At 64.1% G+C, this 23,023-nt stretch carries 23 protein-coding genes; 14 read left to right on the forward strand and 9 right to left on the reverse strand.

The window, feature by feature from the left end; all coding sequences use genetic code 11:
- Window positions 1-230: 230 nt before the first annotated feature.
- From HU748_RS22145 to HU748_RS22155, 3 genes are read left to right on the forward strand one after another with little or no spacing between them, the layout of a single operon-like run.
- Window positions 231-890, forward strand: coding sequence for a paraquat-inducible protein A (locus tag HU748_RS22145; protein WP_186721945.1), 660 nt, complete (start codon window positions 231-233; stop codon window positions 888-890).
- Window positions 877-1,500 carry a paraquat-inducible protein A gene (locus tag HU748_RS22150; protein WP_186711887.1) on the forward strand — a complete coding sequence of 208 codons (624 nt, stop codon included), beginning with the start codon at window positions 877-879 and terminating at the stop codon, window positions 1,498-1,500. Before HU748_RS22145 ends, HU748_RS22150 begins: the two co-directional genes overlap by 14 nt.
- Entirely contained in the window at window positions 1,493-3,793 is a 2,301-nt protein-coding gene (locus tag HU748_RS22155) for an MlaD family protein (RefSeq protein WP_186711888.1), read from the forward strand. Before HU748_RS22150 ends, HU748_RS22155 begins: the two co-directional genes overlap by 8 nt.
- Window positions 3,794-4,083: 290 nt before the next feature.
- Here HU748_RS22155 and rpsT read toward each other — a convergent pair whose 3' ends face one another.
- The gene (gene rpsT, locus HU748_RS22160) at window positions 4,084-4,362 is read right to left on the reverse strand and encodes a 30S ribosomal protein S20 (protein WP_029614579.1); all 279 of its coding nucleotides are present in this window, start codon (window positions 4,360-4,362) and stop codon (window positions 4,084-4,086) included.
- A 253-nt stretch (window positions 4,363-4,615) separates the two neighbouring features.
- On the opposite strand from rpsT, the gene murJ reads away from it, so the two are divergent.
- The 6 genes from murJ (at window position 4,616) to ispH (ending at window position 11,951) form a co-directional block, all read left to right on the forward strand.
- Entirely contained in the window at window positions 4,616-6,154 is a 1,539-nt protein-coding gene (gene murJ, locus HU748_RS22165) for a murein biosynthesis integral membrane protein MurJ (protein WP_186721946.1), read from the forward strand.
- 118 nt (window positions 6,155-6,272) lie between these two features.
- Complete coding sequence (gene ribF, locus HU748_RS22170) at window positions 6,273-7,223, forward strand: bifunctional riboflavin kinase/FAD synthetase (protein ID WP_186667585.1); 951 nt, start codon at window positions 6,273-6,275, stop codon at window positions 7,221-7,223.
- Window positions 7,220-10,051, forward strand: a complete 2,832-nt coding sequence (gene ileS / locus HU748_RS22175; RefSeq protein ID WP_186709454.1) for an isoleucine--tRNA ligase — start codon at window positions 7,220-7,222, stop codon at window positions 10,049-10,051. Before ribF ends, ileS begins: the two co-directional genes overlap by 4 nt.
- Entirely contained in the window at window positions 10,044-10,559 is a 516-nt protein-coding gene (gene lspA, locus HU748_RS22180) for a signal peptidase II (protein ID WP_186667587.1), read from the forward strand. The genes ileS and lspA overlap by 8 nt, the downstream gene beginning before the upstream one ends.
- Window positions 10,552-10,989, forward strand: coding sequence for a peptidylprolyl isomerase (locus tag HU748_RS22185; protein WP_065863423.1), 438 nt, complete (start codon window positions 10,552-10,554; stop codon window positions 10,987-10,989). The genes lspA and HU748_RS22185 overlap by 8 nt, the downstream gene beginning before the upstream one ends.
- A 14-nt stretch (window positions 10,990-11,003) precedes the next feature.
- Entirely contained in the window at window positions 11,004-11,951 is a 948-nt protein-coding gene (gene ispH, locus HU748_RS22190; RefSeq protein WP_186667588.1) for a 4-hydroxy-3-methylbut-2-enyl diphosphate reductase, read from the forward strand.
- Here ispH and HU748_RS22195 read toward each other — a convergent pair whose 3' ends face one another.
- Window positions 11,952-12,440 carry a GspH/FimT family pseudopilin gene (locus HU748_RS22195; protein WP_186721948.1) on the reverse strand — a complete coding sequence of 163 codons (489 nt, stop codon included), beginning with the start codon at window positions 12,438-12,440 and terminating at the stop codon, window positions 11,952-11,954.
- A gap of 131 nt (window positions 12,441-12,571) precedes the next feature.
- On the opposite strand from HU748_RS22195, the gene HU748_RS26745 reads away from it, so the two are divergent.
- Genes HU748_RS26745 through thiO form a run of 5 tightly spaced genes read left to right on the forward strand, consistent with a single transcriptional unit; the run spans window position 12,572 to window position 15,574 of the window.
- Window positions 12,572-12,913 (forward strand): hypothetical protein, encoded by a 342-nt coding sequence (locus tag HU748_RS26745; protein ID WP_346655291.1) that lies wholly within the window; start codon window positions 12,572-12,574, stop codon window positions 12,911-12,913.
- Window positions 12,910-13,575, forward strand: a complete 666-nt coding sequence (locus HU748_RS22205; protein ID WP_186721950.1) for a prepilin-type N-terminal cleavage/methylation domain-containing protein — start codon at window positions 12,910-12,912, stop codon at window positions 13,573-13,575. Before HU748_RS26745 ends, HU748_RS22205 begins: the two co-directional genes overlap by 4 nt.
- Window positions 13,572-14,054: a hypothetical protein gene (locus HU748_RS22210; protein WP_186667591.1), complete on the forward strand. Its 483-nt coding sequence runs from the start codon at window positions 13,572-13,574 to the stop codon at window positions 14,052-14,054. Before HU748_RS22205 ends, HU748_RS22210 begins: the two co-directional genes overlap by 4 nt.
- A 1-nt stretch (window position 14,055) precedes the next feature.
- Window positions 14,056-14,445 carry a type IV pilin protein gene (locus tag HU748_RS22215; protein ID WP_186667592.1) on the forward strand — a complete coding sequence of 130 codons (390 nt, stop codon included), beginning with the start codon at window positions 14,056-14,058 and terminating at the stop codon, window positions 14,443-14,445.
- Between the two features lie 31 nt (window positions 14,446-14,476).
- Complete coding sequence (gene thiO / locus HU748_RS22220; RefSeq protein ID WP_186721952.1) at window positions 14,477-15,574, forward strand: glycine oxidase ThiO; 1,098 nt, start codon at window positions 14,477-14,479, stop codon at window positions 15,572-15,574.
- Between the two features lie 53 nt (window positions 15,575-15,627).
- Here the strand turns inward: thiO and HU748_RS22225 are convergent, their stop codons facing one another.
- From HU748_RS22225 to HU748_RS22255, 7 genes are all read right to left on the reverse strand, one after another.
- Window positions 15,628-17,037 carry an amidase gene (locus HU748_RS22225; RefSeq protein ID WP_186721955.1) on the reverse strand — a complete coding sequence of 470 codons (1,410 nt, stop codon included), beginning with the start codon at window positions 17,035-17,037 and terminating at the stop codon, window positions 15,628-15,630.
- A 1-nt stretch (window position 17,038) separates the two neighbouring features.
- Window positions 17,039-18,316 (reverse strand): Zn-dependent hydrolase, encoded by a 1,278-nt coding sequence (locus HU748_RS22230; RefSeq protein ID WP_272979755.1) that lies wholly within the window; start codon window positions 18,314-18,316, stop codon window positions 17,039-17,041.
- Window positions 18,317-18,427: 111 nt separating this feature from the next.
- Complete coding sequence (locus HU748_RS22235; protein WP_063542818.1) at window positions 18,428-19,123, reverse strand: ABC transporter ATP-binding protein; 696 nt, start codon at window positions 19,121-19,123, stop codon at window positions 18,428-18,430.
- Window positions 19,123-19,875, reverse strand: coding sequence for an ABC transporter ATP-binding protein (locus HU748_RS22240; RefSeq protein ID WP_186721957.1), 753 nt, complete (start codon window positions 19,873-19,875; stop codon window positions 19,123-19,125). The genes HU748_RS22235 and HU748_RS22240 overlap by 1 nt, the downstream gene beginning before the upstream one ends.
- A complete protein-coding gene (locus HU748_RS22245; protein ID WP_186721959.1) occupies window positions 19,875-20,879 on the reverse strand; it encodes a branched-chain amino acid ABC transporter permease in 1,005 nt (334 codons plus the stop codon). The genes HU748_RS22240 and HU748_RS22245 overlap by 1 nt, the downstream gene beginning before the upstream one ends.
- Window positions 20,880-20,882: 3 nt before the next feature.
- Window positions 20,883-21,743 carry a branched-chain amino acid ABC transporter permease gene (locus tag HU748_RS22250; protein WP_186667597.1) on the reverse strand — a complete coding sequence of 287 codons (861 nt, stop codon included), beginning with the start codon at window positions 21,741-21,743 and terminating at the stop codon, window positions 20,883-20,885.
- 65 nt (window positions 21,744-21,808) lie between these two features.
- Window positions 21,809-23,011: an ABC transporter substrate-binding protein gene (locus HU748_RS22255; protein ID WP_186721961.1), complete on the reverse strand. Its 1,203-nt coding sequence runs from the start codon at window positions 23,009-23,011 to the stop codon at window positions 21,809-21,811.
- Window positions 23,012-23,023: the final 12 nt, after the last annotated feature.

Raw genomic sequence — 23,023 nt, forward strand, 5'->3', positions numbered from 1 at the left:
CGCCGATGGTAGTGTGGGGTTTCCCCATGTGAGAGTAGGTCATCGTCAAGATTCATTTCGCAAAACCCCTATCTGCGCGAGCAGGTAGGGGTTTTGTCTTTCTGGCGTTTACTAAATCGCACCTGCAGCAGCTTGCTGGACACCAATCGTAACGTCCTTTGCAGAGCACCATCTCCCACATTTCGGGTCGGAACACTAGAATAGAGCCGAGATTCCCAGCAGATCCCCCTATGCCCAACCCTGTCGATCCCGAAGCGCTGGCACGCCTGCCGTTGGAAGAGCTCGTGGCTTGCCACGAGTGCGACCTGCTGCTGCGCAAGCCCGTGCTGCAGCATGACGAAAAGGCGCAGTGCCCGCGCTGCGGCTATGAGCTCTACGCCCACCGCCACAATGTCGTCAATCGCAGCTTGGCCCTGGTGCTGACGGCGTTGTTTCTCTACATTCCGGCCAACTTCCTGCCGATCATGCAACTGCACCTGCTCGGTCAGACCTCTGACGACACGGTGTGGAGCGGTGTGCTGGGCCTGTACAACTCACAAATGCGTGGCATCGCCGTGGTGGTGTTTCTCTGCAGCATGGCTATTCCGTTGCTCAAGCTGCTTTGCCAACTCCTGGTACTGCTGAGCATTCGCCTGAATATCGGTCGTGGTCATGGCCTGCTGTTCTATCGCATCTATCATCACCTTCGGGAGTGGGGGATGCTCGAGGTGTACTTCATGGGCGTGCTGGTAGCGATCGTCAAGCTGGTCGACCTGGCGCAACTGACCATCGGGCTGGGTTTGTTCTGCTTTATCAGCCTGTTGCTGGTGCAGGTGTGGCTGGAGGTGGTGATGTCGCCGCATCAGATATGGGTAGCGCTTTCCGGGGAGGGCACCCATGCGGGCGATTGATGCCGGTATCCTGGTCTGCAATGAATGTCATGAGCTCAATCGCCAGGAGCCGGGCAGCGACTCGCAGGCCTGCACTCGCTGCGGTGCCATCGTGCATGCGCGTCGCCCCAACAGTATCGTGCGCACCTGGGCGCTGCTCGTCACTGCGATGATCTTGTACATCCCGGCCAACCTGCTGCCGATCATGACGGTCAGTACATTGGGCAAGGGCAGTCCGGACACCATCATGTCCGGGGTCATCACCCTGATGAAGCATGGCATGCTGCCCATTGCTGCGGTGGTTTTCATCGCCAGTATCCTGGTGCCGACGTTCAAGCTGGTGGGCATTGGCCTGCTGCTTTACTCGGTGCAGCGTCATCAGCCGCTCTCAGCTCGGCAGCGGATACTGATGTACCGCTTTATCGAATTCATCGGTCGCTGGTCGATGCTCGACATCTTCGTCATCGCCATTCTGGTGGCGGTGGTGAATTTCGGTCGTATCGCCAGTGTCGAAGCCAACCTGGGCGCCGTCGCCTTTGCCAGTGTGGTGATCCTGACGATGCTTGCTGCTTTAACTTTCGATCCCCGACTGATCTGGGATAACACGGAGTCGGACGACGACCATGAGTGACTTGCCAACGGCCAAAACACGCCCAGCCTCGAACTGGTCGGCCATCTGGATTCTGCCGCTGATTGCCCTGATGATCGGGGGTTGGCTTGCCTGGCAGGCCTATCGTGACGCTGGCGTGGAGATCCAGGTACGTTTCGAGACTGGCGAGGGTATCGTCGCCAACAAGACCGAGGTGATCTACAAAGGCATGTCGGTGGGCAAGGTTACCAGCCTGGTGCTGGATGCCGAGGGCAGCAACACGGGTGTGATCGCCACCATCGAGATGAACAAGGCGGCGGAGCCGCACATGAATAAAGGCACGCGCTTCTGGCTGGTCAAGCCGAGTGTCAGCCTGGCCGGGATCTCCGGATTGGAGACACTGGTTTCCGGCAATTACATCGCCGTTGATCCGGGGCAGGGCGAGCCGACACGCCGCTTCACCGCGCTGGCCGAGGCGCCACCGCTTTCTGACAGGGAGCCTGGCCTGCACCTGACGCTCAAGGCCGAGCGCCTGGGCTCGCTCAATCGTGAGAGCCCGGTGTTCTACAAGCAGATCCAGGTGGGCAAGGTAAAAAGCTATCGCCTGTCAGACGATCATGGAACGGTCGAGATCAAGCTGTTCATCGAGCCTGAATACGCAAGCCTGGTACGCAAGCACACGCGTTTCTGGAATGCCAGCGGCATCAGCATCGATGCCAACCTGTCAGGCGTCAAGGTGCGCAGCGAGTCGCTTTCGAGCATCGTGGCGGGCGGCATCGCCTTCGCCACCCCAGAGCATCGCAAGGACAGCCCGCCCACTGATCCGAGCCTGCCGTTCCGTCTCTATGAGGACTTCGAGGCGGCTCAGGCCGGTATCCGCATCAAGGTGCACCTGACCGATTACGAAGGCCTGCAGGCTGGGCGTACTCCGGTGATGTACAAGGGTATCCAGGTGGGTTCCATGAAGACGTTGAAGATCGATGATGGTCTAGACGGCGCCATGGCTGAGCTCACGCTGGACCCGCTGGCTGAGGACTACCTGGTGGAGGGCACCCAGTTCTGGGTGGTCAAGCCGTCCATTTCATTGGCGGGCATCACCGGCCTTGAGGCACTGGTAAAGGGTAACTACATCGCCATCCGTCCGGGTGAGAAAGGTGCGCGACCGCAGCGTGAGTTCGAGGCTCGGGCCAAGGCGCCACCGCTCGATCTCAAGGCGCCGGGCCTGCACCTGGTGCTGTTCGCTGACACGCTCGGCTCGCTCGAGGTCGGTAGCCCGGTAACCTATCGCCAGGTCAAAGTCGGTAGCGTGCAGAGCTATCAGTTCGCTCGCAACAGCAAGCGTATCCTGATTGGTGTGCATATCGAGAAAGAGTATGCCGGCCTGGTGAACGGCTCGACGCGCTTCTGGAATGCCAGCGGCATCACCCTCACCGGCGGCCTGTCGGGTATCAAGATCAAGAGTGAGTCGTTGCAGACCCTGATGGCCGGCGGCATCGCCTTCGATACACCACAGCAGAACGTACCGCTCAAGCGACACATTCCGCGCTTCCGCCTGCTGGAGAACGAGGAGGCTGCCAACCGCGCCGGCACTCTGGTGACCATCCGTGTAGACCGTGCCGATGGCCTCAAGCCCGGTACGCCGATTCGCTTCCGTGGCCTGGATGTAGGCAGCATTGAAAGCGTCGACCTGACCTCCGACCTGCAGGCGGTGCTGCTGCGAGCGCGGATCACCGATGCCGCGGACCGTATTGCCCGGGCAGGCACGCAATTCTGGGTGGTGAAGCCGGCATTCGGGCTGGTGCGCACAGAGAACCTCGACACCCTGATCGGCGGCCAGTACCTGGAGGTACAGCCGGCACTGAAGAGTCAGGGCCCGCAGCGGGACTTCATCGCCTTGCCCGAAGCGCCGGAGGTGGTTGGTCAGGAAGTCGGGCTACCGCTGACGTTGAGTGCCTCGCGTCGTGGATCGATAAAGCCGGGTGTGCCAGTCACCTATCGTGAAGTGCAGGTTGGCAAGGTCACGGGCTACGAGCTGGGGCAGAGTGCGGATCGGGTGTTGATCCATATCCTGATCGAGCCGCGTTATGCTGCCTTGGTGCGTGGCGGCAGCCGTTTCTGGAACAGCAGTGGCTTCGGCTTTGACTGGGGACTGTTCAAGGGGGCTACAGTGAGGACCGAATCGCTGGAAACCCTCATCGATGGAGGGATCGCCTTCGCCACGCCGGATGGCGAGCAGATGGGCAATCCCGCACGGCCGCAGCAGACCTTCGCCTTGTTCGACAAGCCGGATGATGCCTGGCTGCAGTGGGCGCCGAAGATCCCGGTGGGCAAGTAGCAATAAAGTCGGGCCGCTTATCGCGGCCCGGTTTCATTGGGTAGCCTAGGCTCTGTATGAAAAACCTTGATACTCGGTGATGCTGCGTTGAAAACAGCCTGGTGCGCCAGCCCGGTCGGAATGCTCATTTACAACCCGTAAAGTCGAGCGCGACCCCGGCCGTTCCTCGGCTGTTTTCGCCTTGCCTGACCTTCGTCTCAAGGCTTTTCATACAGACCCTGACGCTGGCCACATAAATCGCAGGCAACAAAAAACCGACCCTGAGGTCGGTTTTTGTTAAAGCGCGTCGCTTAGGCAGCTGCAGCTTCTTTCAGTGCCTTGATGTGGCCATTCAGACGGCCTTTGTGGCGAGCAGCTTTATTCTTGTGGATGATACCTTTATCGGCCATACGGTCGATTACAGGTACAGCCAGAGTGTAGGCAGCTTGCGCTTTTTCGGCGTCTTTAGCGTCGATGGCCTTGACTACGTTCTTGATGTAGGTACGGACCATGGAACGCAGGCTGGCGTTGTGGCTGCGACGCTTCTCAGCCTGTTTTGCACGTTTCTTGGCGGAAGGTGTGTTGGCCACCGTCGAGCTCCTCGAAAGACTTTTGGGTAAATAGCAAACAAATAAGGCCGCGAATCATGCCGATGAGTCGGACGGATGTCAAGGCCAGTTGCAAGGATCTGCCGAGTGGCATGTGCGCGCGTAAGGAGAGATTCCTTTCTACGCAACGACCTGTAAACTCGGGAGTTTTTGGCACCCCTGCAAAGAAGCGGGATTATCGCACACTCGGGCGCCAACTGGCAGCGCTCTCAAGTCCCAGGCGTAAAACTTTTCGATGAACCTGCTCAAATCCCTGGCTGCAGTCAGCTCTATCACCATGATTTCGCGGGTGCTGGGCTTCGTGCGCGACACCATTCTGGCGCGGGTCTTCGGTGCCGGCATCGCCACCGATGCCTTCTTCATTGCCTTCAAACTGCCCAACCTGCTGCGGCGTATCTTCGCCGAGGGCGCGTTTTCCCAGGCTTTCGTGCCCATCCTTGCCGAGTACAAGACCCAGCAGGGCGAGGAGGCCACGCGCACTTTCATCGCCTATGTCAGTGGCCTGCTCACGCTGGTCCTGGCTCTGGTCACTGCCCTGGGCATACTCGCCGCGCCCTGGGTGGTGTGGGTCACAGCCCCCGGTTTTGTCGACAGTGCCGAGAAATACGAACTCACCACCGCACTGTTGAGGGTGACATTTCCTTATATATTGCTGATATCTCTGTCGTCGCTCGTCGGGGCGATCCTCAATACCTGGAACCGCTTCTCTGTACCTGCCTTCACGCCAACGCTGCTGAACGTGGCGATGATCGCCTTCGCCGTGTTCCTCACCCCGTACTTCGATCCGCCGATCATGGCCCTGGCCTGGGGCGTTCTGGCGGGCGGCCTGGCGCAGTTGCTGTACCAGCTGCCAGCCTTGAAGAAGATCGGCATGCTCGTGCTGCCACGGCTGAACCTGCGGGATACCGGGGTATGGCGCGTGCTCAAGCAGATGCTGCCGGCGATCCTCGGGGTGTCGGTGAGCCAGATTTCGCTGATCATCAACACCATCTTCGCGTCCTTCCTGGTGGCCGGCTCTGTATCCTGGATGTACTACGCCGACCGCCTGATGGAGCTGCCCTCCGGTGTATTGGGCGTGGCGCTGGGCACCATCCTCCTGCCCACGCTGGCCAAGACCTACGCCAACAAGGACCGCGAAGAGTATTCGCGAATCCTCGACTGGGGCCTGCGCCTGTGCTTCCTGCTGGTGCTGCCCTGCACGCTGGCCCTGGCGATCCTTGCCGAACCACTGACCGTGGCGCTGTTCCAGTACGGCAAGTTCACCGCCACCGATGCGGCCATGACCCAGCGAGCGCTGATCGCCTATTCGGTGGGGCTGCTGGCGATCATCCTGGTCAAGGTGCTGGCTCCTGGCTTCTATGCGCAACAGAACATCCGTACGCCAGTCAAGATCGCCATCTTCACCCTGGTCTGCACGCAATTGTTCAACCTCGCCCTGATCGGTCCGCTGCAGCACGCTGGTCTGGCCCTGGCCATCAGCCTGGGAGCCTGCCTCAACGCCGGGTTGCTGTTCTGGAAACTGCGCAGCCAGGGCCTGTTCCAGCCCCAGGCGGGCTGGGCGATGTTCCTGCTCAAGCTGGTACTGGCAGTTGGGCTGATGTCCGTTGTGCTGCTGTTGGGCATGCACTTCATGCCGCCATGGGCGCAGGGCGGCATGCTCGAGCGCTTCCTGCGTCTGGGCGCATTGATTGGCGCGGGCGTGGTGACTTACTTTGGTTGCCTTTTCCTGTGTGGTTTCCGGCCCCGGCATTTCGCTCGCAAGGCACTTCACTAGGGCGCGGACAGGGTCAGGCGTCGGTTTTTCGCATTCCATGGCCCACAGTGGCACTGCTGCCTGTCACCAGCGCCCCGGTGTGGTTATAATCGGCCACTTTATGAGCAAGAAGCGCGTTATGCAGCTGGTTCGAGGTCTTCACAACCTGCGCCCCGAGCACCGGGGCTGTGTCGCCACCATTGGCAACTTCGACGGGGTTCACCGGGGCCACCAGGCCATCCTGGCGCGCTTGCGTGAGCGCGGCCAGGAGCTGGGCCTGCCCACCTGCGTGGTAATCTTCGAGCCGCAGCCACGTGAGTACTTCGCCCCGGACACCGCGCCGGCCCGGTTGGCGCGTCTGCGCGACAAGGTCGAGCTGCTGGCCGGCGAAGGCATCGACCGGGTGCTGTGCCTGGCCTTCAACCAGCGCCTGAGCAAGCTCAGTGCCGATCAGTTCGTCAAGGCGGTGCTGGTGGACGGCCTGGGCGTGCGGCACCTGGAGGTCGGTGACGACTTCCGCTTCGGTTGTGATCGCGCAGGTGACTTCGATTTCCTGGTCGAGGCCGGCCAGCAGTACGGGTTCACCGTCGAGGCGGCCAACACCGTGATCCAGGACGGCCTGCGCGTCAGCAGCACCGAAGTGCGCAAGGCTTTGGCCGAAGCCGACTTCGAGCTGGCCGAGCACTTGCTGGGCCGTCCGTATCGTATTACCGGGCGCGTGTTGCACGGCCAGAAACTGGCCCGTCAGCTCGGCACGCCCACCGCCAACATCCAGCTCAAGCGCCGTCGCGTACCGCTGTCCGGGGTCTACCTGACCAGCATCGAGATCGACGGCACGCCCTGGCCGGGTGTCGGCAACATCGGGGTTCGTCCTACCGTCAAGGGTGATGGGCGTCCCCACCTGGAAATCCACCTCCTGGACTACACCGGCGACCTCTATGGCCGGCGTCTGACAGTGGAGTTCCACCACAAGCTGCGCGAGGAGCAGCGATTCGCCTCCCTGGAGGCGCTGAAGTCGGCGATCGACGCGGACATCGCCGCCGCGCGTGCCCACTGGCACGCTCAACCGCTAACCAAGAGCCTGAAATGACCGACTACAAAGCCACGCTTAACCTTCCGGACACCGCCTTCCCCATGAAGGCCGGCCTGCCTCAGCGCGAACCGCAGATCCTGCAGCGCTGGGACAGCATTGGCCTGTACCGGAAGTTGCGCGAGATTGGCAAGGATCGTCCGAAGTTCGTCCTGCACGACGGCCCGCCCTATGCCAACGGCAAAATCCACATCGGTCACGCGCTGAACAAGATTCTCAAGGACATGATCGTCCGCTCCAAGACCCTGTCGGGCTTCGACGCGCCCTATGTACCGGGCTGGGACTGCCATGGCCTGCCGATCGAGCACAAGGTCGAGGTCACCCATGGCAAGCACCTGACGCCCGACCAGACCCGCGAGCTGTGCCGCACCTATGCCGCCGAGCAGATCGAAGGGCAGAAGAGCGAATTCATCCGCCTGGGTGTGCTGGGTGACTGGGACAACCCCTACAAGACCATGGACTTCGCCAACGAAGCTGGCGAGATCCGCGCCCTGGCCGAGATGGTCAAGCAGGGCTTCGTGTTCAAGGGCCTCAAGCCGGTGAACTGGTGCTTCGATTGCGGTTCGGCCCTGGCCGAGGCCGAGGTCGAATATGCCGACAAGAAATCCCAGACCATCGATGTGGCCTTCCCGATCGCCGACCAGGACAAACTGGCCGCCGCCTTCGGCCTGGCTTCGCTGGCCAAGCCTGCCGCGATCGTGATCTGGACCACCACCCCCTGGACCATCCCGGCCAACCAGGCGCTGAACATCCACCCGGATTTCAACTACGCCCTGGTCGATACCGGCGAGCGCCTGCTGGTGCTGGCCGAGGAGCTGGTCGAGTCGTGCCTGAAGCGTTATGCGCTGGAAGGCTCGGTAGTGGCCACGGCGCCAGGCAAGGCGCTGGAGCTGATCAATTTCCGCCACCCGTTCTACGAGCGCTTGTCGCCCATCTACCTGGCCGAGTACGTCGAGTTGGGCGCCGGTACTGGTGTGGTCCACTCCGCACCGGCCTACGGTGAGGACGACTTCGTCACCTGCAAGCGCTACGGCATGGTCAACGACGACATCCTCACGCCAGTGCAGAGCAACGGTGTGTACGCGCCATCGCTGGAGTTCTTCGGTGGTCAGTTCATCTGGAAGGCCAATCCGGCCATCGTCGAGAAACTGCAGGAAGTCGGTGCGCTGCTGCACACCGAAACCATCAGCCACAGCTACATGCACTGCTGGCGCCACAAGACCCCGCTGATCTACCGTGCCACCGCACAGTGGTTCGTGGGCATGGACAAGCAGCCCAACAACGGTGAAAACCTGCGCGAGCGTGCGCTCAAGGCCATCGAGGACACCAAGTTCGTGCCGTCCTGGGGCCAGGCGCGCCTGCACGCGATGATCGCCAACCGTCCTGACTGGTGCATCTCGCGCCAGCGCAACTGGGGCGTCCCTATCCCGTTCTTCCTCGACAAGCAGACCGGCGAACTGCACCCTCGCACCGTCGAACTGATGGAAGAAGTGGCCAAGCGCGTCGAGAAAGAAGGTATCGAGGCCTGGTTCAAGCTCGACGCCCAGGAGCTGCTGGGTGACGAGGCCGGCCAGTACGACAAGATCGCCGACACCCTCGACGTCTGGTTCGACTCCGGCACCACCCACTGGCACGTGCTGCGTGGCTCGCACGACATCGGCCACACCACCGGTCCGCGCGCCGACCTGTATCTGGAGGGCTCCGACCAGCACCGCGGCTGGTTCCACTCCTCCTTGCTGACCGGTTGCGCCATCGACGGCCACGCGCCGTACCGCGAGCTGCTGACCCACGGTTTCACCGTGGACGAGAACGGCCGCAAGATGTCCAAGTCGCTGGGTAACACCATCGAGCCGGAAAAGGTCAACAACACCCTGGGCGCCGACATCCTGCGCCTGTGGGTCTCGGCCACCGACTACTCTGGCGAGATGGCCGTTTCCGAGCAGATCCTGCAGCGCAGCGCCGACGCCTACCGGCGTATCCGCAACACCGCGCGCTTCCTGCTCTCCAACCTGTCCGGCTTCGACCCGGCGCGTGACCTGCTGCCGGCCGAAGACATGCTGGCGCTGGACCGCTGGGCGGTCGACCGCACCCTGCTGCTGCAGCGCGAGCTGGAAGAGAACTACGCCGAGTACCGGTTCTGGAACGTCTACTCCAAGGTGCACAACTTCTGTGTGCAGGAGCTGGGCGGCTTCTACCTCGACATCATCAAGGACCGCCAGTACACCACCGGCGCCAACAGCGTCGCGCGCCGCTCCTGCCAGACCGCGCTGTACCACATCAGCGAGGCGCTGGTGCGCTGGATCGCGCCGATCCTGGCCTTCACCGCTGACGAGATCTGGCAGTACCTGCCGGGCGAGCGCAACGAGTCGGTCATGCTCAACACCTGGTACCAGGGCCTGAGCGAGCTGCCGCAGGACAGCGAGCTGGATCGCGCCTACTGGGACCGCATCATGGCGGTCAAGGCAGCGGTCAACAAGGAGCTGGAGAACCAGCGCGTGGCCAAGGTCATCGGTGGCAACCTGCAGGCCGAAGTCACGCTCTTCGCCGAGGAAGGCCTGAGCGCCGACCTGGCCAAGCTGGGCGACGAGCTGCGCTTCGTGCTGATCACCTCTGCCGCCAGCGTGGTGCCGTTCGTCCAGGCGCCGGCCGAGGCGGTGACAACCGAAGTCGAAGGCCTCAAGCTGAAAGTGGTCAAGTCCGGCCACGCCAAGTGCGGCCGTTGCTGGCACTTCCGCGCCGACGTCGGCAGCCATCCGGAGCACCCGGAGATCTGCGCTCGCTGCGTCGACAACATCAGCGGCAACGGTGAGGTGCGCCACTATGCCTAATCCTGCAGCGGGGCGCTTCGGGCGCCTTGCCTGGCTCTGGCTGAGCCTGGTGGTCCTGGTCCTCGACCAGGCCACCAAGCTGTATTTCGACAACGCCCTGACCATGTATCAGCAGATCGTGGTCATCCCCGACTACTTCAGCTGGACCCTGGCCTACAACACCGGCGCGGCCTTCAGTTTCCTGGCCGACAGCTCGGGCTGGCAGCGCTGGCTGTTCGCCCTGATCGCCGTGGTGGTCAGTGTCGTGCTGGTGGTCTGGCTCAAGCGCCTGGGGCGCAACGAGACCTGGCTGGCGGTCGCGCTGGCCCTGGTGCTGGGCGGTGCCATCGGCAACCTGTGGGACCGCGTCGTGCTGGGGCATGTGGTCGATTTCATCCTCGTCCACTGGCGCAACACCCACTACTTCCCGGCCTTCAACCTGGCTGACAGCGCGATTTCCGTCGGTGCGGTGATGCTGGCGCTGGACATGTTCAAGAGCAAGAAAACCGAGGAGCCGGTCCATGACTGAGACCCGTATCGGCCAGAACACCGAAGTCACCCTGCACTTCGCGTTGCACCTGGAAAACGGCGACACCGTCGACAGCACCTTCGACAAGGCGCCAGCCGTGTTCAAGGTCGGCGATGGCAACCTGCTACCGGGCTTCGAGACTGCACTGTTCGGCTTCAAGGCCGGCGACGAGCGCAAGCTGACCATCGCCCCTGAGAACGCCTTCGGTCAGCCTAACCCGCAGAACGTACAGGTGATGCCTCGTTCGCAGTTCGACGGCATGGAGCTGTCCGAGGGCCTGCTGGTGATCTTCAACGATGCCGCCAACACCGAGCTTCCGGGTGTGGTGAAAGCCTTCGATGACAACCAGGTGACCATCGACTTCAACCATCCGCTGGCTGGCAAGACCCTGAACTTCGAGGTCAAGATCCTCGATGTGAAGGCGCTGTGAGCCTGGAGCCGAGCATGCAAATCAAACTCGCCAATCCACGTGGCTTCTGCGCGGGTGTCGATCGGGCGATCGAAATCGTCAACCGTGCCCTGGAAGTTTTCGGGCCGCCGATCTACGTGCGCCACGAAGTGGTGCACAACAAGTTCGTCGTCGAGGACCTGCGCAACCGTGGCGCGATCTTCGTCGAAGAGCTGGATCAGGTCCCGGACGATGTGATCGTCATCTTCAGTGCCCATGGTGTGTCCCAGGCGGTACGCCAGGAAGCCGCCGGGCGTGGCCTGAAGGTGTTCGATGCCACCTGCCCGTTGGTGACCAAGGTGCATATCGAGGTTGCCAAGTACAGCCGCGACGGCCGTGAGACCATCCTCATCGGCCACGAAGGGCACCCGGAAGTCGAAGGCACCATGGGCCAGTATGACGCCAGCAATGGCGGCGCCATCTACCTCGTCGAGGACGAGAAGGATGTCGCCACCCTGCAGGTCCGCGACCCAGACCACCTGGCGTTCGTCACCCAGACCACCCTGTCGATGGACGATACCAGTCGCGTCATCGATGCCCTGCGCGCACGCTTCCCGAATATTGGCGGCCCACGCAAGGACGACATCTGCTACGCGACCCAGAACCGCCAGGATGCGGTCAAGCAACTGGCCGACGAGTGTGATGTGGTACTGGTGGTCGGCAGCCCGAACAGTTCCAACTCCAACCGTCTGCGCGAGCTGGCCGAGCGCATGAGCACCCCGGCCTACCTGATCGACGGTGCCGAAGACCTGCAGCGTGCCTGGTTCGACGGCGTACAGCGCATCGGCATCACCGCAGGCGCTTCTGCGCCCGAGGTGCTGGTGCGTGGGGTGATCGAGCAGCTCAAAACCTGGGGCGCTACGGGCGCTGAAGAGCTCGACGGGCGTGAAGAGAACATCACTTTCTCGATGCCAAAGGAGCTGCGGGTTCGCTCGCTGATCTGATCAGGGGGCTGCGCAGCGCGGTGCTTCGCTCGCCCCGCTGCGCAGGCTGACTCGCCCGCTAGGTGCGACAACGACCCGATGCTGACTGTTGCCCTGCGCGCGTTGGCAGACCTGCAAGGTGCCGCCGGAAAATGCGCCATTGTCGCGCAGGGGGACGCCCAGGCCACTGAATCTCAGCTTTTCCAGGTTGGCAGCGATCCTCACGGATCGGCCCAGCCGATGCTCGCGCAGCAGTTGCTGGTCTCCCTCTTGCACTGTTTGCCAACCCGTCCCCCAATCCCCCTCCAGTGGTTGCACCACAACGCTCCGGTTCTGCAGCAGGGCGTGGCTACGTGCACTTCGCAGGCTCTGCGCCAGGTCACGGGCGGCTGCGGCCTGGCGAAGGTCTTCGGTCAAGTTGGCGTAGGCCGGTGCCGCGAGCTGTGTCAGAAGCGCGAGCATGGCCAGTACGCTCATCATTTGTATCAGTGTTACTCCCTGTTGCCGCATCGTGCATTCCTCCCTGGAAGTGCTTCGCTGTAGCTTCGGTGCTGCGGACCAGGAGGTCCAGTCAGCCAGGCCGGTCATGCTTGGCGGGAAATTTCGCAGGAGGCGAAACCATGGTGCACAGGGAGCGGGGCATGACCTTGCTGGAAGTGGTGTTGGCAGTGCTGGTGCTGTCGCTCGGGCTGTTCGCCGCGGCGGCATCGCAGATACGCGCAGTGCAGGTCGGCGAAGGGGCGCGGCGCGATGCGCAGGCCGTGCAGTTGGCGCACTTGTTGTTCGAGCGGGTGAGGGCGAGCGGCACCCTTGAGCCCGAGGCGCTGCACAGTTGGCGCGCCCTGATCGGTTCGCTGCTGGGCGAGAGCGGCGAGGGGCGGGCGGTGGTGACCGGGGAGTGGTTGCAACTGGAGATTCGCTGGCACGACCCACGCGGCAGCGAGGCGCAGGTCATCGCGCTGCAGGGCCGGGTGTTGCCATGATGAGCCGACAGCAAGGCTTCGGCCTGTTGGAGGCCTTGCTGGCACTGGCCTTGGGCTTGATGCTGCTGGCCGCAGCGGGGCAGGCCCTGGTCTCGGCCCAGCAGGCCTGGCGCATGCAAGGCGCGTTGTCGCGGATGCAGGATGACGCGTCGCTGGCCTTGCACCGGCTGGCGCAGGACATTCGCATGACCGGCATGTTTGGTTGCCTGGCAGCCGAAACCCTCGAGTTCATTGACCCATCTGCTGCACAGGCCTTTGCCCAGCCGTTGCAGATATCCCACGCCGGCAATGGCCGCGAGGCCACGCTCAGCCTGGTGAGCGCCGATGTACCAGGGGCCGGAGGAAACCCGGACTGGACGCTGCTCACCGACTGTCTCGCCTGGGCACAAGTGCATCCGGCACGCCAGCCCGGCAGCGGCACCACGCTGGCTTTCCCGCTGCGGCGGCAGACCTACCGCTTTCAAGGCGACAGCCTGATGCTCAGCGGCGGCGGCATGAATGCCGTGCTCATCGACAATGTGCGTGCTTTTCGCGCCACCCGTGTCGTGGGCAATGACGGGGAGCGTGTGGACCTGCAGTTGACCCTTGTCGACCCTGTGCTGGGCATCGAGCGGGACTACGCGCTGAGCGTTGCCCTGCGCAACCGGTTGCCACCGTCATGAGCGCCCAGCGCGGAATGGTCTTGCTGCTGGCCCTGGTGCTGAGCCTGCTGCTTGGTCTGTTCTCCATCTCGGCCCTGCGTGACACGCTGCAGCAGATAGCCTTGGCGGGCAGCGCGCTGGCGGCGGCGCGCGCCTTTGAAGAGGCCGAGGCGAGCCTGCTGGCGGGCGCGCTGCAGCTTGCCCTGGCGCCCCCCTCGCCCTGCCAGGTGTGCGCCCCACCGCCCGCACCCCATGACCTGATCGATGGACGCCCACCTTGGCAGGCCAGCGAGCACGGTTTCTTCCTGGTGCAGCAACTGGGCGTTAGTACTCGCGCTGCGCACATGCCGGAAGGGGCAAGGGTGGTTCTGTTCCGGATCACTGCGGTAAGCCGTCAGGCCCGCGCACGGCAGGTACTGGAGGCGATCTATGCGGTCGAGCCCGGACAGGCCCAGGCACCCCGGCGTATCGCCTGGCGCCAGCGATTCAGGGGGGCTTGAGATGCAACGTGGCCTAAGCCTTATGGAGCTGTTGCTTGTCGTGGCCGTGACCGGCATTCTGGCGAGCGTTGCCTATCCCAGCTACAGCGACCAGCTTCGGCGTGCCGCGCGCGGCGAAGTGGTCGGCCTGCTGCACGATGCCGCCCAGCGTCTGGAATATCACTACGCCCGTACCGGCCAGTATGCCGACAGCGAGCAGTGGCAGACACCGCTGCCCGAGGGTAGCCGTTTCTACCGCCTGCGAGCCTGGCGCGAGCACGGCCAGTATCGGCTACTGGCCGAGCGTCAGGCCCAGGGGCTGATGGCGCGTGATCGTTGTGGCGACTACCAGCTTGACCAGGCCGGTGTGCGCGCAAACCCCGGGGCGCTGGATGAGGCGGATTGTTGGTGAGGCGTTTTTACTTCAGGTGTTGGATCGACAGATGAGCAAGCACGTAGTGATTGTCGGTGGCGGGGTGATCGGTCTGCTGACTGCGTTCAACCTGGCCGCAAAGGTTGACCGGGTGGTGGTGTGCGACCAGGGCGAGGTCGGCCGTGAGTCGTCCTGGGCCGGCGGTGGTATCGTCTCGCCGCTGTATCCGTGGCGCTACAGCCCGGCGGTGACCGCCCTGGCGCATTGGTCGCAGGATTTTTATCCACAGTTGGGCGAGCGCCTGTTCGCCAGCACGGGTGTCGACCCTGAAGTGCACACCACCGGTCTGTACTGGCTCGACCTCGACGATGAAGCCCAGGCCCTGGCCTGGGCTGCGCGCGAACAACGTCCCTTGAGCGCCGTGGATATCTCGGCGGCCTATGACGCCGTGCCAGTCCTCGGCCCAGGCTTCCAGCGCGCCATCTACATGGCTGGCGTGGCCAACGTGCGCAACCCGCGCTTGGTGAAGTCGCTGAAAGCCGCGTTGCTGGCGCTGCCCAACGTCAGTCTGCGCGAGCACTGCCAGATCAACGGTTTCGCCCAGGAAGGCGGGCGTGTGACCGGTGTGCTGACGAATGAAGGCGTGCTGAGCGCCGACGAAGTGGTGCTCAGTGCCGGTGCCTGGAGTGGTGACCTGTTGCGCTCCCTGGGGCTGGAATTGCCGGTGGAGCCGGTAAAGGGGCAGATGATCCTGTTCAAGTGCGATGCCGACTTCCTGCCAAGCATGGTACTGGCCAAGGGGCGTTATGCGATTCCGCGGCGTGACGGGCATATTCTGGTGGGCAGCACGCTTGAGCACGAGGGCTTCGACAAGACCCCGACCGAGGCAGCGCTGCAAAGCCTGCGGGCTTCGGCGATCGAGCTGTTGCCGCAACTGAAGGACGCGCCAGTCGTTGGGCATTGGGCCGGGCTGCGACCGGGCTCGCCTGAAGGCATTCCCTACATCGGGCCGGTGCCTGGGCATGCGGGGTTGTGGCTCAACTGCGGGCATTACCGCAACGGTCTGGTGCTGGCGCCTGCTTCGTGCCAGTTGTTTACCGACCTGCTGACCGGGGCCGAGCCGATCATCGATCCTGCGCCCTACGCGCCGGCCGGGCGTCTGGGCTGAAAACATGCAGCGGCCTTGCGTTGCGCAAGGCCGCTGCGGATTTTGCACAACCCTCAGTGTCGGTGCGGCGCCTGCAGGTGCCGGCTAGGGTAATGCTGCTCGTACACCTTGCACACCCTGAGCACCTGTTCATCGGCAAAGCGCGCGCCCACCACCTGCAGCCCCACCGGCAACCCCTCGTGCGTGAAACCGCAGGGGACCGACGCCGCAGGCTGCTGGGTCAGGTTGAACGGGTAGCTGAACGGCGTCCACTCCATCCACTGCGCCATGCCCGACCCTGGCGGCACGTTGTTCCCGGCTTCGAACGCGACCAGCGGCAGCATCGGTGACAGCAGCACGTCATGACGCTGGTGGAAGGCGTTCATCTGCGCGATCAGCTCGGCGCGTGCTTCCAGGGCCTGGGTGTAATCGGCCAGGCTGATGCCGGCCCCCTGTTCGGCGATGCCGCGCAGGCCCGGGTCGAGCAAGTCCCGCTGTGCCTCGCTCAGTCCACTGGCCAAGCGTGCCGCGCCAGCGAACCACAGGGTATTGAAGGTCTGCAGCGGGTCGCTGAAGCCTGGATCGACTTCCTCTACCGTTGCCCCCAGGCGCGCCAGGCGCTGCACGGCTTGGGTCACCAAGGCCTGGATCTGCGGATCGACCTTTATGTAGCCGAAGTCGGCGCTGTAGGCAATGCGCAGGCCGCGCAGGTCGGTCGAGTCGTCCAGCCAGGGCGACTGGCGCGGGGCTCCGGCCAGGCCGTCGCGCGGGTCGGGGCGGGCCACGCAGTCGAGCATCAGCACGGCGTCATCCACCGTACGAGTCATCGGCCCCAGGTGCGACAGCACGGTCATGGCGCTGGCTGGCCACTGCGGTACGTAGCCGAAGGTCGGCTTGATGCCGAAGGTGCCGGTGAAGGCGCAGGGGATTCGAATCGAGCCACCGGCATCGCTGCCCTGGTGCAGCACGCCGAGGTTGAGCGCCGCTGCTGCTGCCGCACCGCCAGACGACCCGCCCGCGGTCAGACGGGTATCCCAAGGGTTGCGGGTGATGCCGTACAACGGGTTGTCGGTGACCCCTTTCCAGCCGAACTCCGGCGTTGTGGTCTTGCCCACCAGCACTGCGCCAGCCTCGCGCATGAAGGCGCTGAAGGGCGCATCGACTTCCCACGGCCCGGCGCCTGAGCTGGTGCGCGAGCCTTTGCGGGTCGGCATGCCGCGGGTCAAGGTCAGGTCCTTGATCGACGCGGGCAGGCCGTCCAGGCGCCCGCACGGCTCGCCACGCTGCCAGCGGCGTTCGCTGGCGCGGGCCGCGGCGCGCGCGCCTTCACCGTCGACATGGCAGTAGGCGTTGACGGCAGGGTTGTGCAGGTCGATGCGGGCCAGCACGTCGTCGATCACTTCGAGCGGCGACAACTGGCGGCGTCGGTACAGTTCGAGCAGCTCGGTGGCACTGAATTCACCGATGGCGGTCTTGCCTGTCATCTCAATGGGCTCCCGGGTTGGCGGCCTGGACCATGGCGCGCAGCAGCACATCGCAGCCGTCTGCCAGGTCCTGCGGCGCGGCGTTCTCGATTTCGTTGTGGCTGATGCCGCCTTCGCACGGCACGAAGATCATCCCGGCCGGGCCCATCTCGGCGAGGAAGATCGCATCGTGGCCAGCGCCACTGACGATGTCCATGTGGCTCAGGCCCAATTCGCGCGCACCCTGGCGTACCGCATCGACGCACTGCTCGGCGAAGTACAAGGGTGGGAAGTCGGCGGTGGGGGTCAGCTCGAAACTCAGGCCATGGCGGGCGGCACTGGCCTCGATCACCTCGCGCACCTCGGCGACCATCGCATCCAGTTGGGCGGGGTCGAGGTGGCGCAGGTCGAGGGTCATCTGCACCTGGCCGGGAATCACGTTGCGCGAACCAGGGTGCAGGTTCAGGCAGCCGACGGTGCCGCAGGCATGGGGCTGGTGGGCGTGGGCCACGCGGTTGACTGCGGCCACCACCTCGGCAGCGCCAACCAGCGCATCCTTGCGCAGGTGCATCGGCGTCGGGCCTGCATGCGCCTCGACGCCGGTGAGTACCAGGTCGAACCATTTCTGGCCCAGGCAGCCCTGAACCACACCGATGGTGGTGCGCTGGTCCTCCAGCACAGGCCCTTGTTCGATATGCGCTTCGAAATAAGCACCGACCGGATGCCCGGTGGGCACCCGCGGGCCGGCGTAACCGATGCGCTGGAGCTCCGCGCCCACCGAAAGGCCTTGTTCGTCGACCTTGTCGAGGGTCTCCTGCAGGCCGAACTTGCCGGCAAACACCCCCGACCCCATCATGCACGGTGGGAAGCGCGAGCCTTCTTCGTTGGTCCACACCACCACTTCCAGTGGGGCCTCGGTCTGCAGGCCAAGGTCATTGAGGGTGCGCACCACTTCGAGCCCGGCCATGACGCCGTAGCAGCCGTCGAACTTGCCTCCGGTGGGTTGGGTATCGATATGGCTGCCGGTCATGACCGGCGCCAGTGCCGGGTTGCGTCCTGCGCGGCGAGCGAAGATGTTGCCGATGGCGTCAACACTGACCGTGCAGCCGGCCTCCTCGCACCAGCGCACGAACAGGTCGCGGGCCTGTCGGTCGAGATCGGTCAGCGCCAGGCGGCACACGCCGCCCTTGGCCGTGGCGCCGAGCCGGGCCAGGTCCATCAGCGATTGCCAGAGGCGCTCGCGGTTGACCAGGGCGCCCTGGCCGAGCAGGTGTTGCGAGGGATCGATGCGGGTGTTCATGGGGCGTCTCTCCTGTAGCAAATAGGGGGCTTCTTCGCGGGCGGCGCGTGGCGATATCCCAGTGGGAGCGGGCTTGCCCGCGAAGAGGCCGGTACAGAGCAATGCCTGAAATCAGGCACTCAGCGCCAGGTAGCGGTTCTTGATGCTCGGGTCGTCGCGAAACTGTGCGGCGGTTCCCTGGTAGGCCACGCGACCCTGTTCGAGCACGTAGTGACGATCGGCCAAGGCATCGCAGACCATCAGGTTCTGCTCCACCAGCAGGATCGACAGGCCCTCGTCCTTGATCCGCCGCAGGATCTTCACCAACTCGTCGACGATCACCGGCGCCAGCCCCTCGGTCGGCTCATCGAGGATCAGCAACCGCGGGCCATTGAGCAGGGCCCGGGCGATCGCCAGCATCTGCTGCTCGCCACCCGACAGCGCGAAGCCGCCGTTACGGCGGCGCTCTTCCAGGCGCGGGAACATCGCGTAGACGTCACGCAGTTGCCAGCGGCTCTCCTTGCGCGTGGCGATCTTCAGGTTTTCCTCGACACTGAGCTGGCGAAAGATGCCGCGGTGCTCCGGCACCAGGGCGATGCCCCGGCGGGCGATATCGAAGATTTCGCGGCCGACCAGAGGCTGCCCATCGAAGCTGATCTGGCCCTGGCGTGGCCGCACGATGCCGAGGATGCTGCGCAGGGTGGTGGTCTTGCCGGCGCCGTTACGCCCCAGCAGGGTCACCAGTTCGCCGGCACCGACCTGCAGGGAGACGCCTTCGAGCACGTGGCTTTTGTCGTAGTAGGAATGGATCGAGTCGACGTTGAGCATCAGGCGGCCTCTCCAAGGTAGGCGGTGCGCACGCGTTCGTCGTTGCGCACGAATTCCGGGGTGCCCTCGACCAGGATCTGGCCGTGGCTCATGACGGTGATGCGTTGGCTGATCGACATGACGATGCTCATGTTGTGCTCGATCAGCAGCACGGTGTGGTCGCGGCCCAGATCGCTGATCAGCTCGGTCATCAGCGGAATGTCGTCGATGCCCATGCCGGAGGTGGGTTCGTCGAGCATCAGCAGGCTTGGCTTGGCGCAGATCGACATGCCGACTTCCAGTACGCGCTGCTGGCCATGGGAGAGTTCGCCGGCGAGGGTGTCGGCACGGCCTGTGAGTTTCAGGCGCTCGAGCACCTGGTCGGCGGTGTCCCAGTGGCTGCGCTTGTGCTCGACGCTGCGCCAGAAGTTCAGCGCGCCCAGGCCATCGCGGCCCTGGGCGGCCAGGCGCAGGTTCTCGCGTACCGAGAGGTTCTGGAACAGGCTGGTGAGCTGGAACGAGCGCGCCATGCCCAGGGCCACGCGGCCATGGGAGGGCTTGCGGACGATGTCGCGGCCATTGAACAGGATGCTGCCGGCGGTGGCCTGGCGTTCGCCGGTCAGGCAGTGGAACAGGCTGGTCTTGCCGGCGCCGTTGGGGCCGATGACCGTGTGGATGGTGCCAGGGCGGACTTTCAGGTCGACACCGCCGACTGCGCGGAACGGCCCGTAGGCCAGCTCCAGGTTGCGGGTTTCCAGCAGGAACTCGCTCATCACAAGGTCTCCTTGGTCTCGGTCGACAACGTACGCCCCGGACGCAGGCGCTTGCCCAGCTCGGCCAGGCCGCCCCACAGGCCGCCACGCATGAACACCACCACCAGGATCAGGATGAGCCCGAGCAGCATCAGCCAACGCGGCCACAGCTCCGACAGCACGTCGCCCAGCACCACGATGGCGCCGGCCCCCAGCAGCGAGCCGAACAGCGAGCCCGTGCCGCCGATGATGGTCATGATCAGGATGTTCTCGCTCATCATCAGGTCGATGTTCGACAGCGGTGCAAAGTGCAGCAGCATGGCGTAAAGCGCCCCGGCGATACCGGTGATGGCGCCGGACAGCATGAACACCAGGATCTTGAAGTGGCGGGTGTCGTAGCCGATCGCCGCCGCGCGGGTCTCGTTCTCGCGGATCGCCAGCAAGGTGCTGCCGAAGGGCGAGCGGATCACCCGCAGGGCGAAGGCGAAAATCAACAGGAACAGCAGGGCGACGAAGGCATAGAAATGCCGAGGGTCGGCCAGATCGACCAGTACATGACCGAAGACCTCGATATTCGGCCGCGGCACGTCGAGCAGGCCGTTGTCGCCACCGGTCCAGCCGCTGAGGGTGTAGGCCAGGAAGTACGCCATCTGGCTGAAGGCCAGGGTCAGCATGACGAAGTAGATGCCCTTGCGCCGGATCGCCAGTGCGCCGACCAGCAGCGCCAGCAACGCACCGAATACCGCAGCGCCCAGCAGCGCGGCGAACAGCCCCCATTTCAGATGGATCATCAGCAGTGCCGCGCCATAGGCACCCACGCCGAAGAAAATGCCCTGGCCGAACGACAGCAGGCCGGTGTAGCCCAGCAGCAGGTTGCAGGCGAGCGCCGCCAGGGCAAAGATCAGTATCTCGGTGGCCAGCGTGGCCGAAGGCAGCACCAACGGCAGCAGCACCAGGCTGGCGACCACCAGCAACAGCAGGACCGGCGTGCGCGGCCCGACCGGTAATGGATTCTTCTCGCTCATCAATCATGCTCTCCCGAACAGGCCATAGGGACGGACCAGGATCACCGCGGCCATCGCCCCGTAGATCATCAGGCTGGCGCCTTGCGGCCAGAGGCTGGTCATCATGCTTTGCACCACGCCGACCAGCAGTCCACCGACCAGCGCGCCGCCGAACGAACCCATGCCGCCGATCACCACCACTACGAAGGCGATGCCGAGGATCTCCGGGCCGACGAAGGGCTGGGCACCGCGCAACGGCGCGAACAGCACCCCGGCGACACCGGCCAGGCCCACACCGAGGGCGAAGGTCAGGGAGAACAGGCGGAAGATGTTGGTGCCCAGCAGCGACACGGTTTCGGTGCTTTCACTGCCGGCGCGTACCAGGGCACCGAAGCGCGTGCGTTCGAGCAGCAGCCACAAGGCCAGGCCGATCAGCGCGGCGAAGCCGATCAGGAACAGGCGGTAGTAGGGGTAGATGAAGTCGCCCAGGATCACCACGCCACGGAGCTCCGGCGGTACGGCGATGTTCTTGCCCACCGGCCCCCAGATCAGGACCGAGGCTTCCTGGATGATCAGGGCGATGCCCAGGGTGACCAGGATCTGGAAGGTGTGCGGCAGGTGGTAGATGCGCTTGATCAGCAGGCGCTCCACCGCCCAGGCCAGCGCTGCCACGACCAGCGGGGCGATCAGCAATGCCAGCCAGAAGTTGCCGGTCAGGGCCACGGCGGTGTAGCACAGGTAGGCGCCGAGCAGGAAGAACGCCCCGTGGGCGAAGTTGACGAAGTTCAGCAGGCCGAAAATGATCGTCAGGCCTACGGCGATGAGGAAGTAGATCATCCCCAGGCCCAGGCCGTTGAGCAGTTGGAACAGGTACAATTCGAGCATGAGCGTGCCCTCGACAGCGCGCGGCGCGGCTGCCTGTACAGGTGTGTTTGACTGGCGGCGCGGCCTCAGGCCAGGGCGCAACCGGTGTGATCGACCTCGACGAACGAGCGGCCCGAACTGATGACTTCAGCCAGGTCGTCCTCGTCGCGCAACTGCCCCTGGGGCTTGCCGCGCAGCAGGTAGTAGTCCTTGAGCACCTGGTGGTCGCCAGGGCGGATCAGCTCTTCGCCGGTCGGGCCCTGGAAGCGCATGCCCTGCAAGGCCCTGGCGACGCTGGCGCCGTCGAAGGTGCCAGCCTGGACGATGGCGTCGAGCATGACCTTGGTGCCGATGTAGTCGGCGGCCAGCGGATAGTTGGGGTTGATTCCATAGGCCTTCTGCGTGGCGGCGACCAGCGCCTTGTTCAGCGGCGTATCCACCTGATGCCAGTACTGGGCGCCCAGGTAGACCCCTTCGAGCACATCGCTGCCCAGCTCCTGGAACTGGTCGAGCCCTGCCGACCAGACCAGCAGCACCTTCATCCGCTCCTTGATGCCGAAGTTGACCGCCTGGCGCAGGGCGTTGGACGACTGGCTGCCGAAGTTCAGCAGCACCAGCACGTCGGGCTTGGCGGCGATGGCATTGGTCAGGTACCCGGAGAACTCCTGTTCCTGCAGCGAGTGGTAGCTGTTGCCGATGTGCTCGACACCGAACTCGGCAAAAACCTTGCGCGCATTGTCCAGCAGCGCATCGCCGAACACGTATTGCGGGGTGATGGTGTACCAGCGCTTGGCTTGCGGCAGCTGGCGGATCATCGGCACCAGGGTTTCGCGAATCGCGCCGTAGGTCGGCACCGACCAGCGGAATGTCGAGAGATTGCAATCCTTGCCGGTGATCTCGTCGGCGCCGACCGGGGTCATGAATACGCCGCCGGCCTTGTTGATTTCCTTGGACACGGCCAGGGCGGAGGAAGACAGGGTGCAGCCCTGGAAGAATCTCGCACCGTCCTGGCCGATGGCTTCCTGGACCTTGCGCACGGCCTTGCCGGCATTGCCTTCGGTGTCGATGACCTTGTACTGCAGCGGCCGCCCCAGCAGTTGCGGATGCTCGGCGATGGCCAGGCGCGAGCCCATGTCGGCGTACTTGCCGTAGCTGGCGAAGGCGCCGGACATCGACTTGAGCCCGTAGAAGACCAGCGGCTGTTCGGCGAATGCCCGGTGCGCTCCCAGGGGGAGACTGCCGAGGGCACCCAGGGCAAGACCTGCCTTGAGCAGGGTACGTCTTTGCATGGATAACTCCTT

The organism is Pseudomonas sp. RW3S2, from assembly GCF_014268955.1.
GTDB classification, from domain to species: Bacteria; Pseudomonadota; Gammaproteobacteria; order Pseudomonadales; family Pseudomonadaceae; genus Aquipseudomonas; species Aquipseudomonas wayambapalatensis.